The organism is Pigmentiphaga daeguensis (assembly GCF_039523035.1).
Classification (GTDB): Bacteria; Pseudomonadota; Gammaproteobacteria; order Burkholderiales; family Burkholderiaceae_B; genus Pigmentiphaga; species Pigmentiphaga daeguensis.
On sequence record NZ_BAAAEN010000003.1, the window covers coordinates 13,745 to 31,679 of the forward strand.

A 17,935-nucleotide genomic window follows, 5' to 3' on the forward strand; every position below is an offset into this window, starting at 1 on the left:
CCAGCGAAGCACCGGCGCCACAACCCGAGATAAAGGAACTAGGCACAGGATGCGGTGGATCCGGCTCCGCCGGTCCACCCGCATCGCCCCCTGGGGGGCGCCCGTAAGGGCGTAGGGGGGGGACCCCTCTACTGCCCTTCCAGGAAGCTCTTGAGCTTGTCGGCCCGGCTCGGATGGCGCAGCTTGCGCAGCGCCTTGGCTTCTATCTGGCGGATGCGCTCGCGCGTCACGTCGAACTGCTTGCCCACCTCTTCCAGGGTCTGGTCGGTGCTCATCTCGATACCGAAACGCATGCGCAGCACCTTGGCCTCGCGCGGCGTCAGCGAATCCAGCACTTCCTTGACGACGTTGCGCATCGAACCGTGCAAGGCCGCGTCCGAGGGCGCCAGCGTGGCGGTGTCCTCGATGAAGTCGCCCAGGTGCGAATCGTCGTCGTCGCCGATGGGGGTCTCCATCGAGATCGGCTCCTTGGCGATCTTCAGGATCTTGCGGATCTTGTCCTCCGGCATGTCCATCTTCTGCGCCAGGGTGGCGGGATCGGGCTCGGCGCCCGTTTCCTGCAGGATCTGGCGGCTGATCCGGTTCATCTTGTTGATCGTCTCGATCATGTGCACCGGAATGCGGATGGTGCGCGCCTGATCGGCGATCGAACGGGTGATGGCCTGCCGGATCCACCACGTGGCGTAGGTCGAGAACTTGTAGCCGCGACGGTATTCGAACTTGTCCACCGCCTTCATCAGGCCGATGTTGCCTTCCTGGATCAGGTCCAGGAACTGCAGGCCGCGGTTCGTGTACTTCTTGGCGATCGAGATCACCAGGCGCAGGTTGGCCTCGGTCATCTCGCGCTTGGCCTTGCGGGCCTTGGCCTCGCCGGTGGCCATCTGCTTGTTGACGTCCTTGAGGTCCTTCAGCGGCAGCACCACGCGGGCCTGCAGGTCGATCAGCTTCTGCTGCAGTTCCTGGATGGCCGGGATCTGGCGCGACAGCGTCTCGGAATAATCGTGGCCGGCGTTGACTTCGCCAAGCACCCATTCCAGGTCGGTCTCGTGCCCGGGGAAGGCCTTGATGAAGTGCGTGCGCGGCATGCCGGCGCGGTCCACACAGATCTGCATGATCGCCCGCTCGAGCTTGCGGACTTCCTCGACCTGCGCGCGCAGCGTGTCGGCCAGCCGCTCGACCATCTTCGCGGTGAAGCGGATGCCCATCATTTCCTCCAGGATGGTTTCCTGGGCGGTGATGTAGGCTTCCGACTTGTAGCCCTCGCGCTCGTAGGCCTGGCGCATCTTGTCGAACCAGCGCTTGACGCTTTCGAACTTCTCCAGCGACTTCACGCGCAGCTCTTCGACCTGCTTGCTGCTCATGCCGCCGGCGGGAGCGTCGTCGCCCTCTTCGTCGTCATCGTCGGACGACGAGGTGACGCCCGAACCGGCATATTCCTCGCCATCGTTCGGATCGATCAGGCCGTCGACGATCTCGTCGATCTGGATCTCGGAGGCGCGGACGCGGTCTGCGTGCTCCAGGATCTCGTTGATCGTGGTCGGGCAGGCGGAGATCGCCATCACCATGTGCTTGAGGCCGTCCTCGATGCGCTTGGCGATTTCGATTTCCCCTTCGCGGGTCAGCAGCTCGACCGAGCCCATCTCGCGCATGTACATGCGCACGGGGTCGGTGGTGCGGCCGAAATCGGAATCGACCGTGGACAGGGCGGCTTCCGCCTCTTCCTCGGCATCGTCGTCGGACGAGGCGACCGGAGCGTTCTCGTTCAGCAGCAGGGTTTCGGCATCGGGCGCCTGGTCGTAGACCGAGATGCCCATGTCGTTGAACGTGCTGATGATGCCGTCGATGGCTTCGGCATCGACCAAGTCATCGGGCAGATGGTCGTTGATCTCGCCATAGGTCAGGTAGCCGCGGTCCTTGCCGAGCTTGATCAGCAGCTTCAGGCGATTGCGGCGCGCCTCGTATTCCTCGGGCGTCACGGGTCCGCGGGCGATCAGGTCCTTGGGATCCGCCTTGCCGCGCTTGCCCCGTCCCTTGGGGATCTTGATTTCGGGAATCGGTTCGGCGTCGACGTCGCCATCGCCCACATCGTCGAAATCGCTGCCGGAGGACTCGGCCTGCTTGGCGTCCTTGGGCGGACGGCCCGGCCGCCGGCCCGCCGGCTTGGCCAGCAGTTCAGCCAGCTTCTTCTCGGCGTTCTTCTTGTCGGCGGCGGTCGCGGTCTTGGCCGCCGTCTTGGTGGCCTTCTTGGCCGCCTTGGCGGCGGGCTTGGCCTTCTCGGCGGGCTCGGCCACGGCGTCGAAGTCGGCGTCGACCGTCGGGGCGGCGGCTTGCGGGTCCAGCAGCTTGGTGCGGGCCCTGCCAGCCGACTTGACCGTCACCTTGACGCCGCTGGCGGCCGCCGTCTTGGACGCAGCCTTCTCCTTGGCCTTGTCTTGCCCTTCGGCTTTGGATTTGTTCACAGTCAGCGTCTTGCCTGTCGTTTTCGCCATGGTCGGTCAACCACTCCTAATATTTCATCCGGTGGCTGGATCGCTCCAGCCCCCAACCCGCGGGTCGGCACTCGTGCACCGATCTCGGCCGCCGCCGGGTACACGCGGCATACAACACTCGGCCTGCTACTGCTTGGATACATCCCGGCCGGATATCGGACAAGGCGTCTGGCAACCGCCGCGCCCCACGCATCCGGCAAGGGTCTCTGGCAAGATTGCGCATAGCAAAATCCATACCAGAAAACGGGAAAAAATTCTCCCGATCTAACCTACGGTAAACCCTCTATTCTAACACCCTCGGCTTCTTCAACTCTAGGATTCTTTCGGTCAGGGCAAGATAGCGGGCCTTGTCCTGCTCATCCTTCAGGCCCGAGGCCGCCAATTGCTGCTGTTCCGCGACGGCGGCGTGCAAGGCCACCATGCGTAGCGCGTCGTGCAGTTCCGCGTCGGGATTGGGCAACTCTTCTTCATAGATGGTGGCCGTCGACGCCATCACAAGAGTCTGCGACAGCTTGCTGCCCTCGGCCGCCTGCAACAGCGCGCCCGCATGCTGGGCGCCGGTCTCGCGCACCAGCGTCAGCAGCGCCTTGACCGATTCGTATCCTTGGTTGGCCTCCAGCAAACGTTCGGCATCTTCGTCCATGTGCCGGACCAGGCCTGGATGCGTCAGCAGCAGCTGAAGCAAACGCCCCGCTATCGGAATCACCTTGGCCCGCGGGCCCGTATAGCCCTGCGGCCGCTCGTCGCCATAGCGACCGTCGCGGTCCCGGAAGCGCCCGCTCTTGAAGCGCCCCGGCCGGAACCCGCCACCCGCGGCCGGCCCGGCGGGCCGATCATGGAAATCCGGGGCAGGTTCGTAGAAATGGTCGTCAGGCGGTTCGTGGTCGGGCCCCCAATCCGGGGCGTCGGCACTGTCCTGCACGCCATTATTAGACTCTGAGCGGGCCGGCACCGGGGAAGTTCCCCGCATCTGGGCGGGGGTCTGTACCAGTGGCCCGCTGGGCACGTCCTGCAACGGAACCAACTGGGCCAGCTCTTCGGTGGTCAGGCGGGTCAGTTGCGCCAGTTCCCGCTGCACCTGCATGCGCAGCGCGCCGGCCGGCATGGCCTGCAGCAGGGGCTTCGCGTCATGCACGCAGCGCGCCCTGCCTTCGGCCTCGTCCATCTGGTGCCGCTCGACCAGCTCGCCCAGCATGAACTGGGACAAGGGCATCGCCTCGCGCAAGGCCTTGCGGAAGCGTTCGGCGCCGAATTCGCGCACGTACGAATCAGGATCGTGCTCGTCCGGCAGGAAAAGAAAGCGGATCGATATATCGTCGCGCAGCAGCGGCAGGCAGGCCTCCAGCGCGCGCCAGGCGGCCTTGCGTCCGGCCTTGTCGCCGTCGAAGCTGAAAATCACGCTGTCGCTGGCGCGCAGCAGCTTCTGCACGTGCACCGGCGTGGTTGCCGTGCCCAGGGTGGCCACCGCGCATTCGATGCCGAGCTGCGCCAGCGCCACCACGTCCATATAGCCCTCGACCACCACCACCATTCCTTCCTTGCGGATGGCCTGCCGTGCTTCCCAGAGTCCGTACAGCTCGGATCCCTTCGAGAAGATGGGTGTTTCGGGGGAATTGAGGTATTTGGGCTCGCCCTTGCCGATGATGCGGCCGCCGAAGCCGATCAGGTGGCCCCGGGCATTCCGGATGGGAAAGGTGACGCGCTCGCGGAACCGGTCGTAACGTCGGCCGTCTTCGCTCAGGATGACCAGTCCGGCCTCGACCAGCAGCGGATCGTCGTAATTGGGCAGGACCGCCGACAAGCCCTGGCGCTCGCCGCCGGCCCAGCCCAGCCCGAACCGGGCCGCGATCTCGCCGGACACGCCGCGCCCCTTCAGGTAGGCCACGGCCGCGCTGGCACCACGCAATTGCTGGCGGTACCAGGTATTGGCGGTTTCCAGCACCTGGCTGTGGCGCGACACCATGGCTTCGCGCTGCTGGCGCGCGGCCCGCTGCCGCGGGCTGCGCTCTTCTTCGGGCACCGACATGCCCACCATGCCCGCCAGCGAGCGCACCGCCTCGGGAAAGCCGGCGCCGGTGTGCTCCATCAGGAAGCGGATGGCCGTGCCATGGGCACCGCACCCGAAGCAGTGATAGAACTGCTTGGTGGGGCTGACCGTGAAAGATGGCGATTTTTCGCCGTGGAAGGGGCACAAACCCAGCAGGTTGGCACCCGCCTTGCGCAACTGCACGTGCTGGCCCACGACATCGACGATGTCGACACGGGCCAGCAGATCCTGGATGAATGACTCGGGGATCATGCGCGCGGCACGAAGGAAGAACGCACGGCCTGCCGGCTCAACCCAGGCGGGCCTTGATCAGCTTGGACACTTCGGCCATGTCCGCACGGCCGGCCAGTTTAGGCTTGACCAGTCCCATCACCTTGCCCATGGCCGCGCCGCCGGTGACGCCCTGAGCCGAGACCTCGGCCACGGCGGCCGCGACCACCGCCTCGATCTCTTCCTGGGGAGCGGCCTGCGGCAGGAACTCCTGCAGGACCGCCATTTCCGCACGCTCCTGCTCGGCCGACTCGGTCCGGCCGGCCTGCTCGAACGAGGCGATCGACTCGCGGCGCTGCTTGACCTGCTTCTCGACGATGGCAACGATGTCGGCATCCGCCAGTTCGCGGCGCTCGTCCACTTCCTTCTGCTTGACCGCGGCCGACAGCAGCCGCAGGGTCCCGAGACGCTCGGTCGCCTTGGCGCGCATCGCGCTCTTGATTTCATCGGACAGGCGGGCTTTGAGGGTATCTGCGCTCATGAGGGATTCCGCGATAAGAAGAAAAGCCGGGCGCCACGACGGACGCGAGCCAGGACAGAGGATAACGGCAAAAACGCCAAAAGCCGCCCGGCTCGTGCCGTAGCGGCTCTGACAACTACTTTGCGAAACTACCGGAAAGCTAACTTCGCGCCAGGGGCGCGGCAGCAATCAGTACAGGCGCTTGGGCAGCTGCTGGCTGCGGATGCGCTTGTAGTGGCGCTTGACGGCGGCGGCATGCTTGCGTTTGCGCTCGGCCGTGGGCTTTTCGTAAAACTCGCGCGAGCGCAGTTCGGTCAGCAAGCCAGTCTTTTCAATGGTGCGCTTGAAACGACGCAGGGCGACCTCAAACGGCTCATTTTCTTTAACGCGAATTGTCGGCATGTAACGATTGCCTCGGGGTTGCTAGGGGTTGATCAAGCCTGCCAATATAGCAGATCCTTTTCCACATTGCCAACCCTTCCGCAGCCTCGGTGCTACACTGCCGCTAGGGTTAACTCTGATCATAATCGCGTCCACGCGTATTTTTCAATGATTGTCCTCGGCTTCGAAAGCTCCTGCGACGAAACCGGCGTCGCCGTCGTCAGCGCCGAACGCGGCTTGCTGGCCCACGCGCTGTACTCGCAGGTCGACATGCATCAGGCCTATGGCGGCGTGGTGCCGGAGCTGGCCTCGCGCGACCACGTGCGGCGGGTGCTGCCCCTGACCCGGCAGGCCCTGGACGACGCCGGCCTGACCCTGGACGACGTGGACGCCATCGCCTACACCGCCGGGCCGGGCCTGGCCGGCGCCCTGCTGGTGGGCGCCAGCGTGGCGCAGGCCATCGCCTGGGCCCGCGACCTGCCCTCCATCGCCATCCACCATCTGGAAGGGCACCTGCTGTCGCCGCTGCTGGCAACGCCCCGGCCCGAATTCCCCTTCGTCGCGCTGCTGGTCTCCGGCGGGCACACCCAGCTCATGCGGGTGGACGGCGTGGCCCGCTACGAATTGCTGGGCGAGACCCTGGACGATGCCGCCGGCGAAGCCTTCGACAAGACCGCGAAGCTGCTGGGCCTGGGATATCCCGGGGGACCGGCGCTGTCCCGGCTGGCCGAATCCGGCGACGCCGGCCGCTTCGACCTGCCGCGCCCGAAGCTGCACAGCCCGGACCTGGATTTCAGCTTCAGCGGCCTGAAGACCGCCGTGCTGACCCGCATGAAGTCCCTGGACCCCGACGACGCCCAGGCCCGCGCCGACCTGGCCGCGGCCACCCAGGATGCCATCGTCTCGGTACTGGTCGCCAAGGCCGCCAAGGCCCTCGAGGCCACGGGCCTGAAACGCCTGGTGGTGGCCGGGGGCGTGGGCGCCAACCGGCTGCTGCGCGAACGCCTGGCCGCCCACCTCGCGCGCCTGCGCGCGCAGGCCTTCTTCCCGCCGCTGGAATTGTGCACCGACAACGGCGCCATGATCGCCTTCGCCGCCGCCCTGCGCCTGCAGGCCGGCCTGGCCGACCCCACCGAGCGCCACATGAGCTTCACGGTCCAACCGCGTTGGCCACTGGAGCCCCCCCTACGCGCTGATGCGCGCCCCCCAGGGGGCGATGCGGGCGGACTGGCAAAGCCAGATCCGCCGCATCCTGGGTCTAGTGGGATCATCTTGGGTCGTGGCACGGTTGCCACCGCTGGCTGCCAGCGATGGCAAGTGCGTGGCGTGCCAAGAAACGGGCGCTAGATCGAGGGCGCAGCGGATCCGGCTTTGCCGGTCCGCCAGCGCCGCCCCCTTGAGGGGGCGCCCGAAGGGCGTAGGGGGTGAGCTTTCCCTCAGCGCGTAGGGGGGGGACTCCTCTTGCCGAGCTTGCTTTCCTTGCCGGCCATCAGCTTGGAGATATTCTGCCGGTGGCGGTAGAGCAGCATCAGCGCCATCAGGCCGATGGCGGTGCCGATACGGGAGTCGGCGGTCCAGGCGACGCCGTGGCCGAACACGTAATAGATGGGTGCGAAGATGGCCGCGACGATGGCGGCCAGCGACGAATAGCGGAAGAACACCGCCACGATCAGCCAGGTCGCCAGCGTCGCGACGCCCAGCCAGGGTTGCAGGCCCAGCAGCACGCCCAGCGCGGTCGCCACGCCCTTGCCCCCCTTGAACCGGAAGAACACCGGGTAGAGGTGGCCCAGGAATACCGCCAGCGCCACCACCGCGATCGTGGTGTCGCCAAAGCCAAGGCGATACGCATAGACCTGGGCCAGCCAAACCGCCACCCAGCCCTTGAAGGCATCGCCGATCAGCGTCAGGATCGCGGCGGCCTTGCTGCCGGAGCGCAGCACGTTGGTGGCGCCCGGATTTCCGGAGCCGTAGGTGCGCGGGTCGTCGAGCCCCATTACCCGGCTCACGACCACAGCGAACGAGATGGAACCGATCAGATAAGCGATGACGGCGGCGGCGACGGAGATCATGGATGGAAAACCCTTGGGCCTATGTGGCCACGTCACGGTGACGGTGGCATGACAGGCGGCGATTCTACCGGTTGGGCAGGGCACTGTCCCGCTGCAAGCGCACGAAAGCCGCCGCGCGTCCGCGTCACAGCGCGGCGGCGACCGGGACGGCCTTCAGCAGGCGGACGAGTTCGGCCGGATCGATGCCGACGAGATATCCCCGGCGCCCACCGTTGATCAGGATGCGCGGCAGTTCGAGCACGCTGCCTTCCACGTACACCGGCATGGCCTTGCGGGTCCCGAAGGGCGAGGTGCCGCCCACCTGGTAGCCCGAATGCCGCTGGGCCACCTCGGGCTTGCAGGGGGCCACTTTCTTGACGCCGATCTGCCGCGCCAGGTTCTTGGTCGATACTTCCTTGTCCCCGTGCATCAGGATGACCAGCGGCCGGGTGGCCTCGTCCTCCATGACCAGGGTCTTGACCACGATGTGCTCGTCCTCGCCCAATTGGCGCGCCGATTCGGAGGTGCCGCCGTGCTCGACGTAGTCGTAGGCATGTTCGGTGAAGGCGACGCCGTGCTTGCGCAGGAACTGCGTGGCGGGTGTTTCTGAAACGTGTCTGGCTTTGCTCATGGTGAAGGGCGGCCTCAGCCGCGCGGGTGATGCCGCGCGTGCAGCAGTTTAAGCCGCTCGCGCGCGATGTGCGTGTAGATCTGCGTGGTGGAGATGTCGGCATGCCCGAGCAGCATCTGCACCACTCTCAGGTCCGCGCCGTGATTGAGCAGGTGCGTGGCGAAGGCGTGCCGCAGCACGTGCGGCGACAAGGCGGCGCGCACGCCTGCCCGGACCGCGTACTTCTTGACGATGAGCCAGAAGCTCTGCCGGGTCATGGGAGCGGCGCGGGCGGTCACGAACAGCGCGTCGCTGACCTTGCCGCCCAGCAGCGCGGGACGCGCTTCTTCCAGATAACGCGTGATCCAGTGCGCCGCCTCGGCGCCCAGCGGCACGAGGCGGTCCTTGCCGCCCTTGCCCATGACCACGCGCACCACCCCCTCGTTCAAGCCGACGTCCAGGGACTTCAGGTCGACGAGTTCGGACACGCGCAGGCCCGTGGCGTACAGCGTCTCCAGCATGGCGCGGTCACGCAGCCCCAGGTCGGTGTCGAGGTCCGGCGCGCTCAGCAGGGCTTCGACCTGGGCCTCGGACAGCGTCTTGGGCAAGCGCGGCGGCTGCTTGGCGGCACGCAGGGTCAGGCAAGGATCGGCCTGCACGCGGTGCAGGCGCAGGGCCCATTGGAAATAGCGGCGCAACGTCGCCAGCCGCCGGTTGGCCGTGGTGGCCTTGCTCTGGTGGTGGACCGCCGCGAACCACGCCTCGATGTCGTGCGCCTGGGCACGGTCCAGGGCCGAGGCGCGCTTGTCTTTCAGCCAGGCGTCGAAGGCCGACAAGTCCTGGCGGTAGGCGCGCAGGGTGTTGTCGGACAGTCCGTCCTCCAGCCACATGGCTTCGAGGAACGCCGCGATGCCGGGATCGTCTCCCGGACGGACCACCCCCTGCCTGGACCTGGCCCGGCCATCCCGCGCCGCATTCATGCCGCGCGTCCCCGGCTCCGCCGCCGCGTGCCGGCGCCCGGTGGCGCAAGCAGCGCCACCTCCAGGACAGCCAGCACGTCGTCGCCGGTACGGGATGCGAAGGCGGGAACCGACTGCCGGCCGCGCCAGCCGTCGAGCCGGCCTTCGAGCAGCAGGGTCGCGAAACCATGGACCGCGGACCATGCCAGCAACAGCCGGCGCTCGAAATCCTCGCCCTGCCCGTCCAGCCCCCGTTCGGCCAGCGCGCCGGCCAGCGTGCTGGACAAATGGCCGGCGGCCTCGCTGCCCGCCTGCTCCAATCCCGGATCGCCGGGAGACAAGCGGTCGTAGCGGAACATCAGCTGGAACTGGGCGCGATGGCCGATCGCGAAATCGATGTAGGCCAGCCCCACCGCCCGCAGCTGGGCCTGCGGCGAGGCGGCGGCCTTGTCGCGATAGGCCCGCATCATGGCCGACAACTGCCGGAAGCCGGCAGCGGCGAACGCCGTCAGCAGCCCGGCGGCATCGCCGAAGTGATGCGCGGGCGCCGCATGGGAAACCCCCGCGCGGCGCGCGCATTCGCGCAGCGTAAAGCCTTCCAGGCCGCGCTCGTCGAGCAGGGATCGGGCCGCGTCGAGCAATGCCTGGCGCAGGTCGCCGTGGTGATAAGAACCCGCCTGGCGGGCAACGGTGCGACGGGGGCTCTTGCCACCCGGGGGAAGATCAGCTCGCATGCCCCATCTTCGCAAAGAAATCTTTACGCCGTCAAATTGACGGACAGCCTTCCCGGATTATTCTTGACAGTGTAAACATCGGAAGCTATCGTGGCGCTTTCTCATCTAGACAGCGTCAAGACCATGATTGCCGATTTCATTCTCGCGTGGATGCACCATCTCTGTTTCCTGGGCATGGCCGCGGCACTGGCCATGCAATGGACGCTCCTCAACCCTGCCCGTCCGAGCATCCCCCTGGCCCTGCTCGGCAGGACCGACGCCTGGTACGGCAGCCTGGCCATGCTGATCCTGGCCATCGGCGCGGCACGCGTCGCCTGGGCCCCCAAGGGCGCGGCCTTCTACCTGGACAACCCCGTCTTCTGGGCCAAGATCGCGGTCTTCCTGGCCGTCGGCGCCATCTCGGCCCTGCCCACCATCAACTACCTGCGCTGGCGCCAGCAAGCCCGCCACGACGCGGACTTCCAGCCAGCAGCCGCCGACGTAAGCAAAGTCCGCAAGGCCATCCGCCTCCAGTTCCTGGGCTGGCTAGCCCTCCCCATCCTGGCCGCCGCCATGGCTCGGGGGGTTTAACCCCCCCTACGCGCTTCGCGCGCCCGGCATGGTGAGCCCCCAGCCGCTACGCGGCAGCCCCCCGAGGGGGCGGGGACCCGCCTTGGGGCGGCCCGGCGCCGGGTCCCGGGGCGATGCGAGTGAACCGGCAAAGCCGGATCCACCGCATCCTGGGGTACCAACAGGCTGGCGGAGGACAGGCGTTCTTGCCTCTTGTCAGCACAAATGCGAACGGCCTTGCATCATGATGCAAGGCCGTTCCCGTATTCGCGGTGGTCCCAGACCCAGGGCACAGCGGATCCGGCTCTGCCGGTCCGCCAGTGCCGCCCCCTGGGGGGCGCGCGAAGCGCGTAGGGGGGGCCTTACTCCAATTTGATGTTTTGCTTCTTCACGACTTCCTTCGCCTTGTTCAGTTCCTTCTCGATCTCGGTGCGGAACTCGGCGGGCGTGTTGCCGACGGCGGCGGCGCCCTGCTTGGCCAGGGTGTCCTTCACCTGCGGATCGGACAGCACCTTCACCGCAGCGTCGCGCAGCTTGTTGATGATGTCGGCGGGCGTACCGGCGGGAGCCAGCAGGCCGTACCAGGCCGGGTCGTTCATCAGCGGCAGGCCGAGTTCCTTGAACGTGGGCACGTCGGGCAGGCCATCCACCCGCTTGTCCCACGCGACCGCCAGTGCCTTGAGCTTGCCGGCCTGGATGTTGGGCATGGACGAAGGCAGGTTGTCGAACAGCATCTGCACCTGGCCGCCCACCACGTCGGCGATGGCCGGTCCCGAACCGCGATAGGGAATGTGGACGATCTTGGCGCCCGTGCCCAGCTGGAAGAGTTCACCCAGGAAGTGATTGATGCTGCAAGTGCCCGAGGTGGCGAACGAGAACTTGCCGGGCTCTTTCTTGGCCAGTTCCAGGAACGACTTGAAGTCGTTGGCCGGGACCTTGGGATTGACGGCCAGCACGTTGGCCGTGTGGGCGAAGTTGGTGACCGGCTGGAAGTCCTTGAGCGGGTCGTAGCCCAGCTTGGGGTTGCAGGCAGGGTTGATGGCCATCGTCGAGACGGTGGCGATGCTCAGGGTATAGCCGTCCGGCGCGGCGCGCGCGGCTTCGCTGGCGCCGATGGCCCCGCCGCCGCCGCCGCGGTTCTCGATCACGAAGGGCTGGCCGAGTTCGCGGCCCATGCGCTCGCCCACGAGCCGGGCGATGATGTCCGTCGAGCCGCCCGGCGCGAACGGCACGATGACGCGTACGGGCTTGTTGGGATAGGACTGGGCGGCGGCCGTGCCAGGCACGGCGAGCATGGCGGCGGAAACGGTCAGCCCCGCCAGCGAAGCGGCGATTCTTGCTGCTTTCATGCGTACTCCTCTTGTGGATGGTCCTTCACGGAATCGGCCCGTGCCGCAACGATGCGGAGGCGTCTGCGCGCCGGTCTCGATGCTGCGCGTTTCTAATGCTGTCTTGACCTCATGGGCTCAAGTGGGCCTGGCCAAAAGAATAGCAAACAGGTTTGACACGCTGTGCATGTCACACCTCTCGTTTTCCCCGACTCTGGCGCTCCAGCGCCCAGCGCACGTGTTCCCGGACCAGTTCGCTGGGGTGGTCGGCGCGCTCGCGCAGCGCCGCGCGCGCCTGGTCCGAGGCCGGCGCGTTGCCCAGCGCCACCGCCAGGTTCCGCAACCAGCGCTCGTAGCCGATGCGGCGGATCGCGCTGCCCTGGGTACGTTCGTCGAAATCCCGCTCGCTCCAGGCGAACAGGTCCAGCAGCGAAGCCGTGTCCAGTCCATGGCGCGGCGCGAAATCCCCCTCGGCGCAGGCGCGCGCGTATTTGTTCCAGGGACAGGCGGTCTGGCAGTCGTCGCAGCCGTAGACGCGCGTGCCGATGGCCGGCCGCAGCGCCTCGGGGATGCTGCCCTTGAGCTCGATGGTCAGGTAGGAAATGCAGCGCCGGGCGTCCACCACGTAGGGCGCCACGATGGCGCCGGTCGGACAGGCGTCGATGCAGCGGCGGCATTGCCCGCAATGCGGCGTCTCCAGGCTGTCTGCCGGCAGGGGCAGGTCGGTCAGGATCTCGCCCAGGAAGAACCAGCTTCCGTCGCGTGACAGCAACAACGTATGCTTGCCGCGCCACCCCAGGCCGGCCTTGCGCGCCAGCTCCACTTCCATGACCGGCGCCGAATCGGTGAAGACCCGGTAGCCGAAGGGGCCGACGTGCTCGGCGATGCGGTCGGCCAGCCGTTGCAGGCGCTGGCGCAGGACCTTGTGGTAGTCGCGGCCCAGGGCATAGGTGGCGACGACCGCCCGGCCGCCGTCCTCGAGGGCCTGGCGCTGGCGCGCCGCCAGCGCGGGCCCGTCCAGCGGGGCATAGTCCATGCGTACCATGATGGCCGAGCGCGCCCCCGAGACCAATCGGGTCGGATCCTGCCGCAGCGGCAGGTGGCGCTCCATATAATCCATCTCGCCATGCATGCCCTCGGCCACCCAGGCGGCCAGCCGCCGGCCCGCCTCTTCCAGGTCGAGGTCGGCGAATCCCACCGCGGAAAAACCCAGCTCTCGGCCCCAGCCGCGTATGGTCTCGGCCAGCGCGGCCAGGTCGGGGCCGTCGTGGGTGGAAACGGGGGCAAACGGGGGCGACGCTGACATACTGTCATGGTAGCCCATGCCCATGAACCCTGCCCTTCATCCCGCCATGCCCGACTCCCGCCACGCCCATCTGCCCGACGAATCCGCCACCGAAGCCCTGGCCGCCCGGATGGCTCCGCTGGTGGCCCACGGAGGCCGCATCCACCTCCACGGCGACCTCGGAGCGGGCAAGACCAGCTTCGCCCGGGCACTGTTGCGCGGAGTCGGCGTTACAGGTCGAATCAAAAGTCCGACGTTCACGCTAGTTGAACCTTACAAAGTTTCGAACTTATACTGCTATCACTTTGATTTTTATCGTTTTACCGATCCACGCGAGTGGATCGACGCCGGATTCCGGGACGCCCTGCGCGATAACGCCCTCGTGCTCATCGAATGGGCGGAACGCGCAGGCGGTGCGCTTCCGGTCCCGGACCTGGACATCGCGCTGTCTTATGAAGGCGCAGGACGCGGGGTGACGCTCGACGCCCACACCGCAAAAGGGCAGGCATGGCTGAACACACTTTTTCCCGACACGACGGGCTAGAACCCGACCCCGACCTTCCGGCCGGCACACCGGCCCTGTCCTACGCCCAGGCCCAAGGGGTGCTCGCGCCCCGCGGCGTCTCGCGCCGCCGGCTGGTGGCCGGCCTGGCCGCCACCCTGGTGGTGCCCCTGGTCCCAACGGCCACCCGGGCCGCCGAACTGGTCGCGGTGCGCCTGTGGCCCGCCCCCGACTACACCCGGCTCACGCTGGAGCTGGACGCCGAGCTCAAGACCGAGCACTTCGTGCTGGACAATCCGGACCGCGTGGTCCTGGATATCGAAGGCGTGGAAATGAACGCCGCGCTGCGCGACCTGGTGTCCAAGGTCCGGCCGGACGACCCCTACATCGCCAGCGTACGCGTCGGGCAGAACCGCCCCAACGTGGTACGGCTGGTGCTGGACCTGAAGCAGGAAACCATTCCCCAGGTCTTCAGCCTCAAGCCCGTGGGCGAATACAAGCACCGCCTCGTGCTCGACCTGTATCCGAAGGCGGCCCAGGATCCCCTGGTCGCGCTGGCGAACAAGGGTAGCAGCGACCCGATGGCGCAGATGCTGGACAACCTGCAGTCCGAGCGCGACGCCATTCCCGCGCCCGGTACGGGCTCGGCCGCCAACGGCGCACCCATCCCGGAAGCGGTGCCCGAGGCGCCGCCGTCCATCCGCCGGCGCTCCGATCCCGCGGTCGCGCGCATGATCACCGTCGCGCTGGACCCCGGCCACGGCGGCGAGGACCCCGGCGCCATCGGCCGCGGCGGCACGCGGGAAAAGGACGTCGTGCTGCGGATCGCCCGCGGGCTCAAGGCCATGATCGACCAGCAGCCCAACATGCGCGCCATGCTGACCCGCGACGGCGACTACTTCGTGCCGCTGCACGTGCGCGTGGCGAAGGCGCGCCGGGTGCAGGCCGACCTGTTCGTGTCGGTGCACGCCGACGCCTGGATCAAGCCGGATGCGCGCGGCTCGTCGGTGTTCGCGCTGTCGGAAAGCGGGGCCAGCAGCAGCGCGGCGCGCTGGCTGGCGGCCAAGGAAAATGCTTCCGACCTGATCGGCGGCGTCAACATCGGCTCGCACGACAAGCAGATCGCCCGGGTGTTGCTGGACCTATCCACCACGGCCCAGATCAACGATTCGCTCAAGCTCGGCCGCGCGGTGCTGGACGAACTGTCCAACATCAACCGCCTGCACAAGCCGCGGGTCGAGCAGGCCGGCTTCGCCGTGCTGAAGGCGCCCGACATCCCGTCCATCCTGGTCGAGACCGCCTTCATCAGCAATCCGGAAGAGGAAAAGCGCCTGTCGGACGTGTCCTACCAGAGCAGCATGGCGACCGCCATCATGCAGGGCATCCAGCGCTATTTCGCGAAGAACCCGCCGCTGTCGAAGAACAAACTGACGTAGGGGTCCCCCCCTACGCGCTTCGCGCGCCCCCCAGGGGGCGGCGCTGGCGGACCGGCGGAGCCGGATCCGCGGCGCCCTGGCAACCTACCGGTTGGTGGAGGGGTGGGGGCTTTACAAAAAAACGGCCTCACACGAGGCCGTTTCGTTTTTCAGGCGCGTTTCGATCGCAGCCCGCCTATCAACTTCCATAGGCCGCCCAGTACGACCGGGACGATGGCGGCGGCCAGGCCTATCAGGACGATGGTGTTCAGGTGTTCGCGCACCAGGGGCAGGTTGCCGAAGAAGTAGCCGGCCAGGACGAGCAGGAGCACCCACAGCAGCGCGCCGATGACGTTGAAGAACTGGAAGCGGGCGACGGTCATGTAGCCGACGCCGGCGACGAAGGGAGCGAAGGTCCGGACCACGGGCAGGAAGCGGGCGATGATCAGGGTCTTGCCGCCGTGCTTCTCGTAGAAGGCGTGGGTCTTGATCAGCGCCGCGCGGTCCAGGAAGCGGATGTTCTGCGAGAAGACGCGGGGGCCGATGTAGCGGCCGACGTAGTAGTTGACGGTGTTGCCCGAGACCGCCGCGATCAGTAGCAGCACGATCAGCAGCCCGGGGTGCATGCTGCCGGTGGCGGCGAAGGCGCCGGCGATGAACAGCAGCGAGTCGCCAGGCAGGAAGGGCAGGACGACCAGACCGGTCTCGGCGAAGACGATCAGGAACAGGATAAGGTAGATCCAGGCGCCATATTGCGCGACCCATACGCCCAGGGTCTGGTCGATATGGATCAACATCTGAAGGAATTCGAGCATGGGAAACCGGCGGTGAGGGACGAGAGAAAAGGCGAGCGGGCACTATAGCCGACGCACGCGTTTCCGCGCATGTCAAAGCATGACAGGATCCCTGCGCCCGGGAGGGGCCACTATAATCCGCCCATGTCCGAACGTCGCCCCATCGCCCAGCTTCCCGACCTCCTGATCAGCCAGATCGCGGCGGGTGAAGTCATCGAGCGCCCTGCCTCGGTCCTGAAGGAATTGATGGAGAACGCCATCGACGCCGGCGCGCGCGCGATCGACGTGCGACTCGAGGGTGGCGGCATCCGGCGGATCGCCGTCAGCGACGACGGCGGCGGCATTCCTCCCGACGAACTGCCGCTGGCCGTGGCCCGCCATGCCACCAGCAAGATCCGGTCGCTGAACGAGCTCGAATCGGTGGCCTCGATGGGATTCCGCGGCGAGGCGCTGGCCTCGATCGCCTCCGTTGCCCGGCTCACCCTGATTTCACGCACGGCCAGCGCGGACCATGCCTGGCAATGGGAAGACGGGCAGATTTCCCCGGCCTCCGGCCCTCCGGGCACGACGGTGGACGTGCGCCAGTTGTTCGACCTGGTGCCGGCCAGGCGCAAGTTCCTGAAATCGGAAGCGACGGAATTCGGCCATTGCGTGGAGGCGTTCCAGCGCATCGCGCTCGCGCACTGCCATATCGCCTTCCGCCTGTTCCACCACGACCGTGCCTACCAGCAGCACCTGCCCGCCGACCCGGTGCGCCGCATCCATGACGTGCTGGGCGCGGAGTTCGGCCAGGGCGGCCTGCCGGTGCAGGCCGACGCCGGCGCGATCCGCCTGCGCGGCGTCGTCTCGCGCCCCACCGCCTCGCGCGCCCGCGCCGACCGCCAGTACCTGTACGTCAACGGCCGCTTCGTGCGCGACCGCACGGTCAGCCACGCCATGCGCGCCTCCTATGCGGACGTGCTGCACGGCGACCGCCAGCCGGCCTACGTGCTGTTCCTGGACCTGGACCCCGCTGCGGTGGACGTCAACGTCCATCCGGCCAAGCACGAGGTGCGCTTCCGCGAAAGCGGCGCGGTGCACCGCTTCGTGACGCAGATCATTGGCCAGACCCTGGCTCACGCCGCCGGCGCCGCGCCCGGCATGGACACGGCCGCCGAGGCGCCGCCGTCCGAGGCGGTCCTGGCCGGCGGCATGCCCGCCCCGGCCGTTCCCCATGCCATCGGCCCGGGCGCCGCGCCGGTACCCTCCTCGTCCGAGCCGGCCTTCGCGCGCCCCGTGGCGCCCGCGCTGGCCTCGTCCTCGCAATTGCCGTTCCGGCTGCAAGATGCCGCGCCCGCCTATCGCCCCGAGCTGGGCGCGCGCATCCTGGCCCTGCACGAGCCCCTGGCCCCCTCGCCCGCCGCCCCGCCCGGCGCCGCCGGCGTGGCCCAGGCCCTGGCCGGCGGCCGCCCCCGCCCTCTGCCGGACGGCACCGAGCTGCCGCTGGGCATGGCGATCGCCCAGTTGCACGGGATCTACGTGCTGGCGCAGAACGCGCACGGACTGGTCGTGATCGACATGCACGCGGCCCATGAACGCATCGTGTACGAACAGCTCAAGAATGCGCTGGATGCGCGCGAGATGCCGCGGCAGAACCTGCTGGTGCCGGTGGTGTTCCGGGCCTCGGAAAGCGACGTCGCGCTGGTCGAGGAGCAGCAGGAAGCCCTGTCCGACCTCGGCTTCGAGCTGCGGCCGGCCGGACCGGCGTCGATCGCCGTGCGCGCCGTTCCCGCGCCGCTCGCCCAGGCCGACATCGAGACCCTGGCGCGGGAGGTACTGCGCGACTTCGCCGAGGTGGGCGCGTCGCGCCTGCTGACCGAGCAACGCAACGAACTGCTGGCGACCATGGCCTGCCATGGCGCGGTCCGCGCCAATCGCCGGCTCAACCACGACGAGATGAATGGCCTGCTGCGGCAGATGGAAGCGACCGAACGCGCCGACCAGTGCAACCACGGCAGGCCGACCTGGGTACAGCTGAGCGTGGGCGACCTCGACCGCCTGTTCCTGCGCGGGCGCTGAGTCCGC

At 67.6% G+C, this 17,935-nt stretch carries 15 protein-coding genes and 1 pseudogene; 5 read left to right on the forward strand and 11 right to left on the reverse strand.

The genetic code is table 11. The features are described from left to right. Window positions 1–128: 128 nt before the first annotated feature. From rpoD to rpsU, 4 genes are all read right to left on the reverse strand, one after another. Window positions 129–2,489 carry an RNA polymerase sigma factor RpoD gene (rpoD, locus tag ABD104_RS05000; protein WP_243724448.1) on the reverse strand — a complete coding sequence of 787 codons (2,361 nt, stop codon included), beginning with the start codon at window positions 2,487–2,489 and terminating at the stop codon, window positions 129–131. A gap of 283 nt (window positions 2,490–2,772) precedes the next feature. Then, window positions 2,773–4,788 (reverse strand): DNA primase, encoded by a 2,016-nt coding sequence (gene dnaG, locus ABD104_RS05005; RefSeq protein ID WP_132979397.1) that lies wholly within the window; start codon window positions 4,786–4,788, stop codon window positions 2,773–2,775. 37 nt (window positions 4,789–4,825) lie between these two features. Then, window positions 4,826–5,287, reverse strand: a complete 462-nt coding sequence (locus ABD104_RS05010; RefSeq protein ID WP_087840847.1) for a GatB/YqeY domain-containing protein — start codon at window positions 5,285–5,287, stop codon at window positions 4,826–4,828. Window positions 5,288–5,455: 168 nt separating this feature from the next. Then, entirely contained in the window at window positions 5,456–5,668 is a 213-nt protein-coding gene (rpsU, locus tag ABD104_RS05015; protein WP_087782307.1) for a 30S ribosomal protein S21, read from the reverse strand. A 147-nt stretch (window positions 5,669–5,815) separates the two neighbouring features. Here rpsU and tsaD point away from each other — a divergent pair. Then, window positions 5,816–6,823, forward strand: a pseudogene (gene tsaD / locus ABD104_RS05020) (tRNA (adenosine(37)-N6)-threonylcarbamoyltransferase complex transferase subunit TsaD); the annotation flags it as partial. 260 nt (window positions 6,824–7,083) lie between these two features. Here the strand turns inward: tsaD and plsY are convergent. From plsY to ABD104_RS05040, 4 genes are all read right to left on the reverse strand, one after another. Next, complete coding sequence (plsY, locus tag ABD104_RS05025) at window positions 7,084–7,716, reverse strand: glycerol-3-phosphate 1-O-acyltransferase PlsY (RefSeq protein ID WP_087840849.1); 633 nt, start codon at window positions 7,714–7,716, stop codon at window positions 7,084–7,086. 124 nt (window positions 7,717–7,840) lie between these two features. Beyond that, window positions 7,841–8,326 carry a Cys-tRNA(Pro) deacylase gene (gene ybaK, locus ABD104_RS05030; RefSeq protein WP_087840850.1) on the reverse strand — a complete coding sequence of 162 codons (486 nt, stop codon included), beginning with the start codon at window positions 8,324–8,326 and terminating at the stop codon, window positions 7,841–7,843. Window positions 8,327–8,340: 14 nt separating this feature from the next. Continuing rightward, window positions 8,341–9,285 (reverse strand): site-specific tyrosine recombinase XerD, encoded by a 945-nt coding sequence (gene xerD / locus ABD104_RS05035; protein WP_132979399.1) that lies wholly within the window; start codon window positions 9,283–9,285, stop codon window positions 8,341–8,343. After that, window positions 9,282–9,998, reverse strand: coding sequence for a TetR/AcrR family transcriptional regulator (locus ABD104_RS05040; protein ID WP_087840852.1), 717 nt, complete (start codon window positions 9,996–9,998; stop codon window positions 9,282–9,284). Before ABD104_RS05040 ends, xerD begins: the two co-directional genes overlap by 4 nt. A 90-nt stretch (window positions 9,999–10,088) precedes the next feature. Between ABD104_RS05040 and ABD104_RS05045 the strand changes: the two genes are divergently transcribed. Next, on the forward strand, window positions 10,089–10,568 hold the full coding sequence (locus tag ABD104_RS05045; RefSeq protein ID WP_132979400.1) for a DUF2214 family protein: 480 nt from the start codon (window positions 10,089–10,091) through the stop codon (window positions 10,566–10,568). A 341-nt stretch (window positions 10,569–10,909) separates the two neighbouring features. Here ABD104_RS05045 and ABD104_RS05050 read toward each other — a convergent pair whose 3' ends face one another. Next, window positions 10,910–11,842, reverse strand: a complete 933-nt coding sequence (locus ABD104_RS05050; RefSeq protein ID WP_371695565.1) for a tripartite tricarboxylate transporter substrate binding protein BugE — start codon at window positions 11,840–11,842, stop codon at window positions 10,910–10,912. 223 nt (window positions 11,843–12,065) lie between these two features. Continuing rightward, window positions 12,066–13,181: a tRNA epoxyqueuosine(34) reductase QueG gene (gene queG / locus ABD104_RS05055; RefSeq protein WP_343927225.1), complete on the reverse strand. Its 1,116-nt coding sequence runs from the start codon at window positions 13,179–13,181 to the stop codon at window positions 12,066–12,068. Between the two features lie 22 nt (window positions 13,182–13,203). Between queG and tsaE the strand changes: the two genes are divergently transcribed. Beyond that, window positions 13,204–13,704 (forward strand): tRNA (adenosine(37)-N6)-threonylcarbamoyltransferase complex ATPase subunit type 1 TsaE, encoded by a 501-nt coding sequence (gene tsaE, locus ABD104_RS05060; RefSeq protein WP_343927226.1) that lies wholly within the window; start codon window positions 13,204–13,206, stop codon window positions 13,702–13,704. Beyond that, window positions 13,668–15,098 (forward strand): N-acetylmuramoyl-L-alanine amidase, encoded by a 1,431-nt coding sequence (locus ABD104_RS05065; RefSeq protein ID WP_087840856.1) that lies wholly within the window; start codon window positions 13,668–13,670, stop codon window positions 15,096–15,098. The genes tsaE and ABD104_RS05065 overlap by 37 nt, the downstream gene beginning before the upstream one ends. Window positions 15,099–15,247: 149 nt before the next feature. Here ABD104_RS05065 and ABD104_RS05070 read toward each other — a convergent pair whose 3' ends face one another. Then, window positions 15,248–15,892, reverse strand: a complete 645-nt coding sequence (locus ABD104_RS05070) for a VTT domain-containing protein (RefSeq protein WP_087840857.1) — start codon at window positions 15,890–15,892, stop codon at window positions 15,248–15,250. Window positions 15,893–16,015: 123 nt separating this feature from the next. On the opposite strand from ABD104_RS05070, the gene mutL reads away from it, so the two are divergent. Then, window positions 16,016–17,929 (forward strand): DNA mismatch repair endonuclease MutL, encoded by a 1,914-nt coding sequence (mutL, locus tag ABD104_RS05075; RefSeq protein WP_343927227.1) that lies wholly within the window; start codon window positions 16,016–16,018, stop codon window positions 17,927–17,929. Window positions 17,930–17,935 lie beyond the last annotated feature (6 nt).

Bases quoted from the DNA above. Each gene is read 5' to 3' on its own strand.
- rpsU (WP_087782307.1), bottom strand. From the start codon at position 5,668: ATGCCGACAATTCGCGTTAAAGAAAATGAGCCGTTTGAGGTCGCCCTG.
- dnaG (WP_132979397.1), bottom strand. From the start codon at position 4,788: ATGATCCCCGAGTCATTCATCCAGGATCTGCTGGCCCGTGTCGACATC.
- ABD104_RS05050 (WP_371695565.1), bottom strand. From the start codon at position 11,842: ATGCTCGCCGTGCCTGGCACGGCCGCCGCCCAGTCCTATCCCAACAAG.
- plsY (WP_087840849.1), bottom strand. From the start codon at position 7,716: ATGATCTCCGTCGCCGCCGCCGTCATCGCTTATCTGATCGGTTCCATC.
- ABD104_RS05010 (WP_087840847.1), bottom strand. From the start codon at position 5,287: ATGAGCGCAGATACCCTCAAAGCCCGCCTGTCCGATGAAATCAAGAGC.
- tsaE (WP_343927226.1), top strand. From the start codon at position 13,204: ATGAACCCTGCCCTTCATCCCGCCATGCCCGACTCCCGCCACGCCCAT.
- ybaK (WP_087840850.1), bottom strand. From the start codon at position 8,326: ATGAGCAAAGCCAGACACGTTTCAGAAACACCCGCCACGCAGTTCCTG.
- xerD (WP_132979399.1), bottom strand. From the start codon at position 9,285: ATGAATGCGGCGCGGGATGGCCGGGCCAGGTCCAGGCAGGGGGTGGTC.
- rpoD (WP_243724448.1), bottom strand. From the start codon at position 2,489: ATGGCGAAAACGACAGGCAAGACGCTGACTGTGAACAAATCCAAAGCC.
- ABD104_RS05065 (WP_087840856.1), top strand. From the start codon at position 13,668: ATGGCTGAACACACTTTTTCCCGACACGACGGGCTAGAACCCGACCCC.
- queG (WP_343927225.1), bottom strand. From the start codon at position 13,181: ATGTCAGCGTCGCCCCCGTTTGCCCCCGTTTCCACCCACGACGGCCCC.
- ABD104_RS05070 (WP_087840857.1), bottom strand. From the start codon at position 15,892: ATGCTCGAATTCCTTCAGATGTTGATCCATATCGACCAGACCCTGGGC.
- mutL (WP_343927227.1), top strand. From the start codon at position 16,016: ATGTCCGAACGTCGCCCCATCGCCCAGCTTCCCGACCTCCTGATCAGC.
- ABD104_RS05040 (WP_087840852.1), bottom strand. From the start codon at position 9,998: ATGCGAGCTGATCTTCCCCCGGGTGGCAAGAGCCCCCGTCGCACCGTT.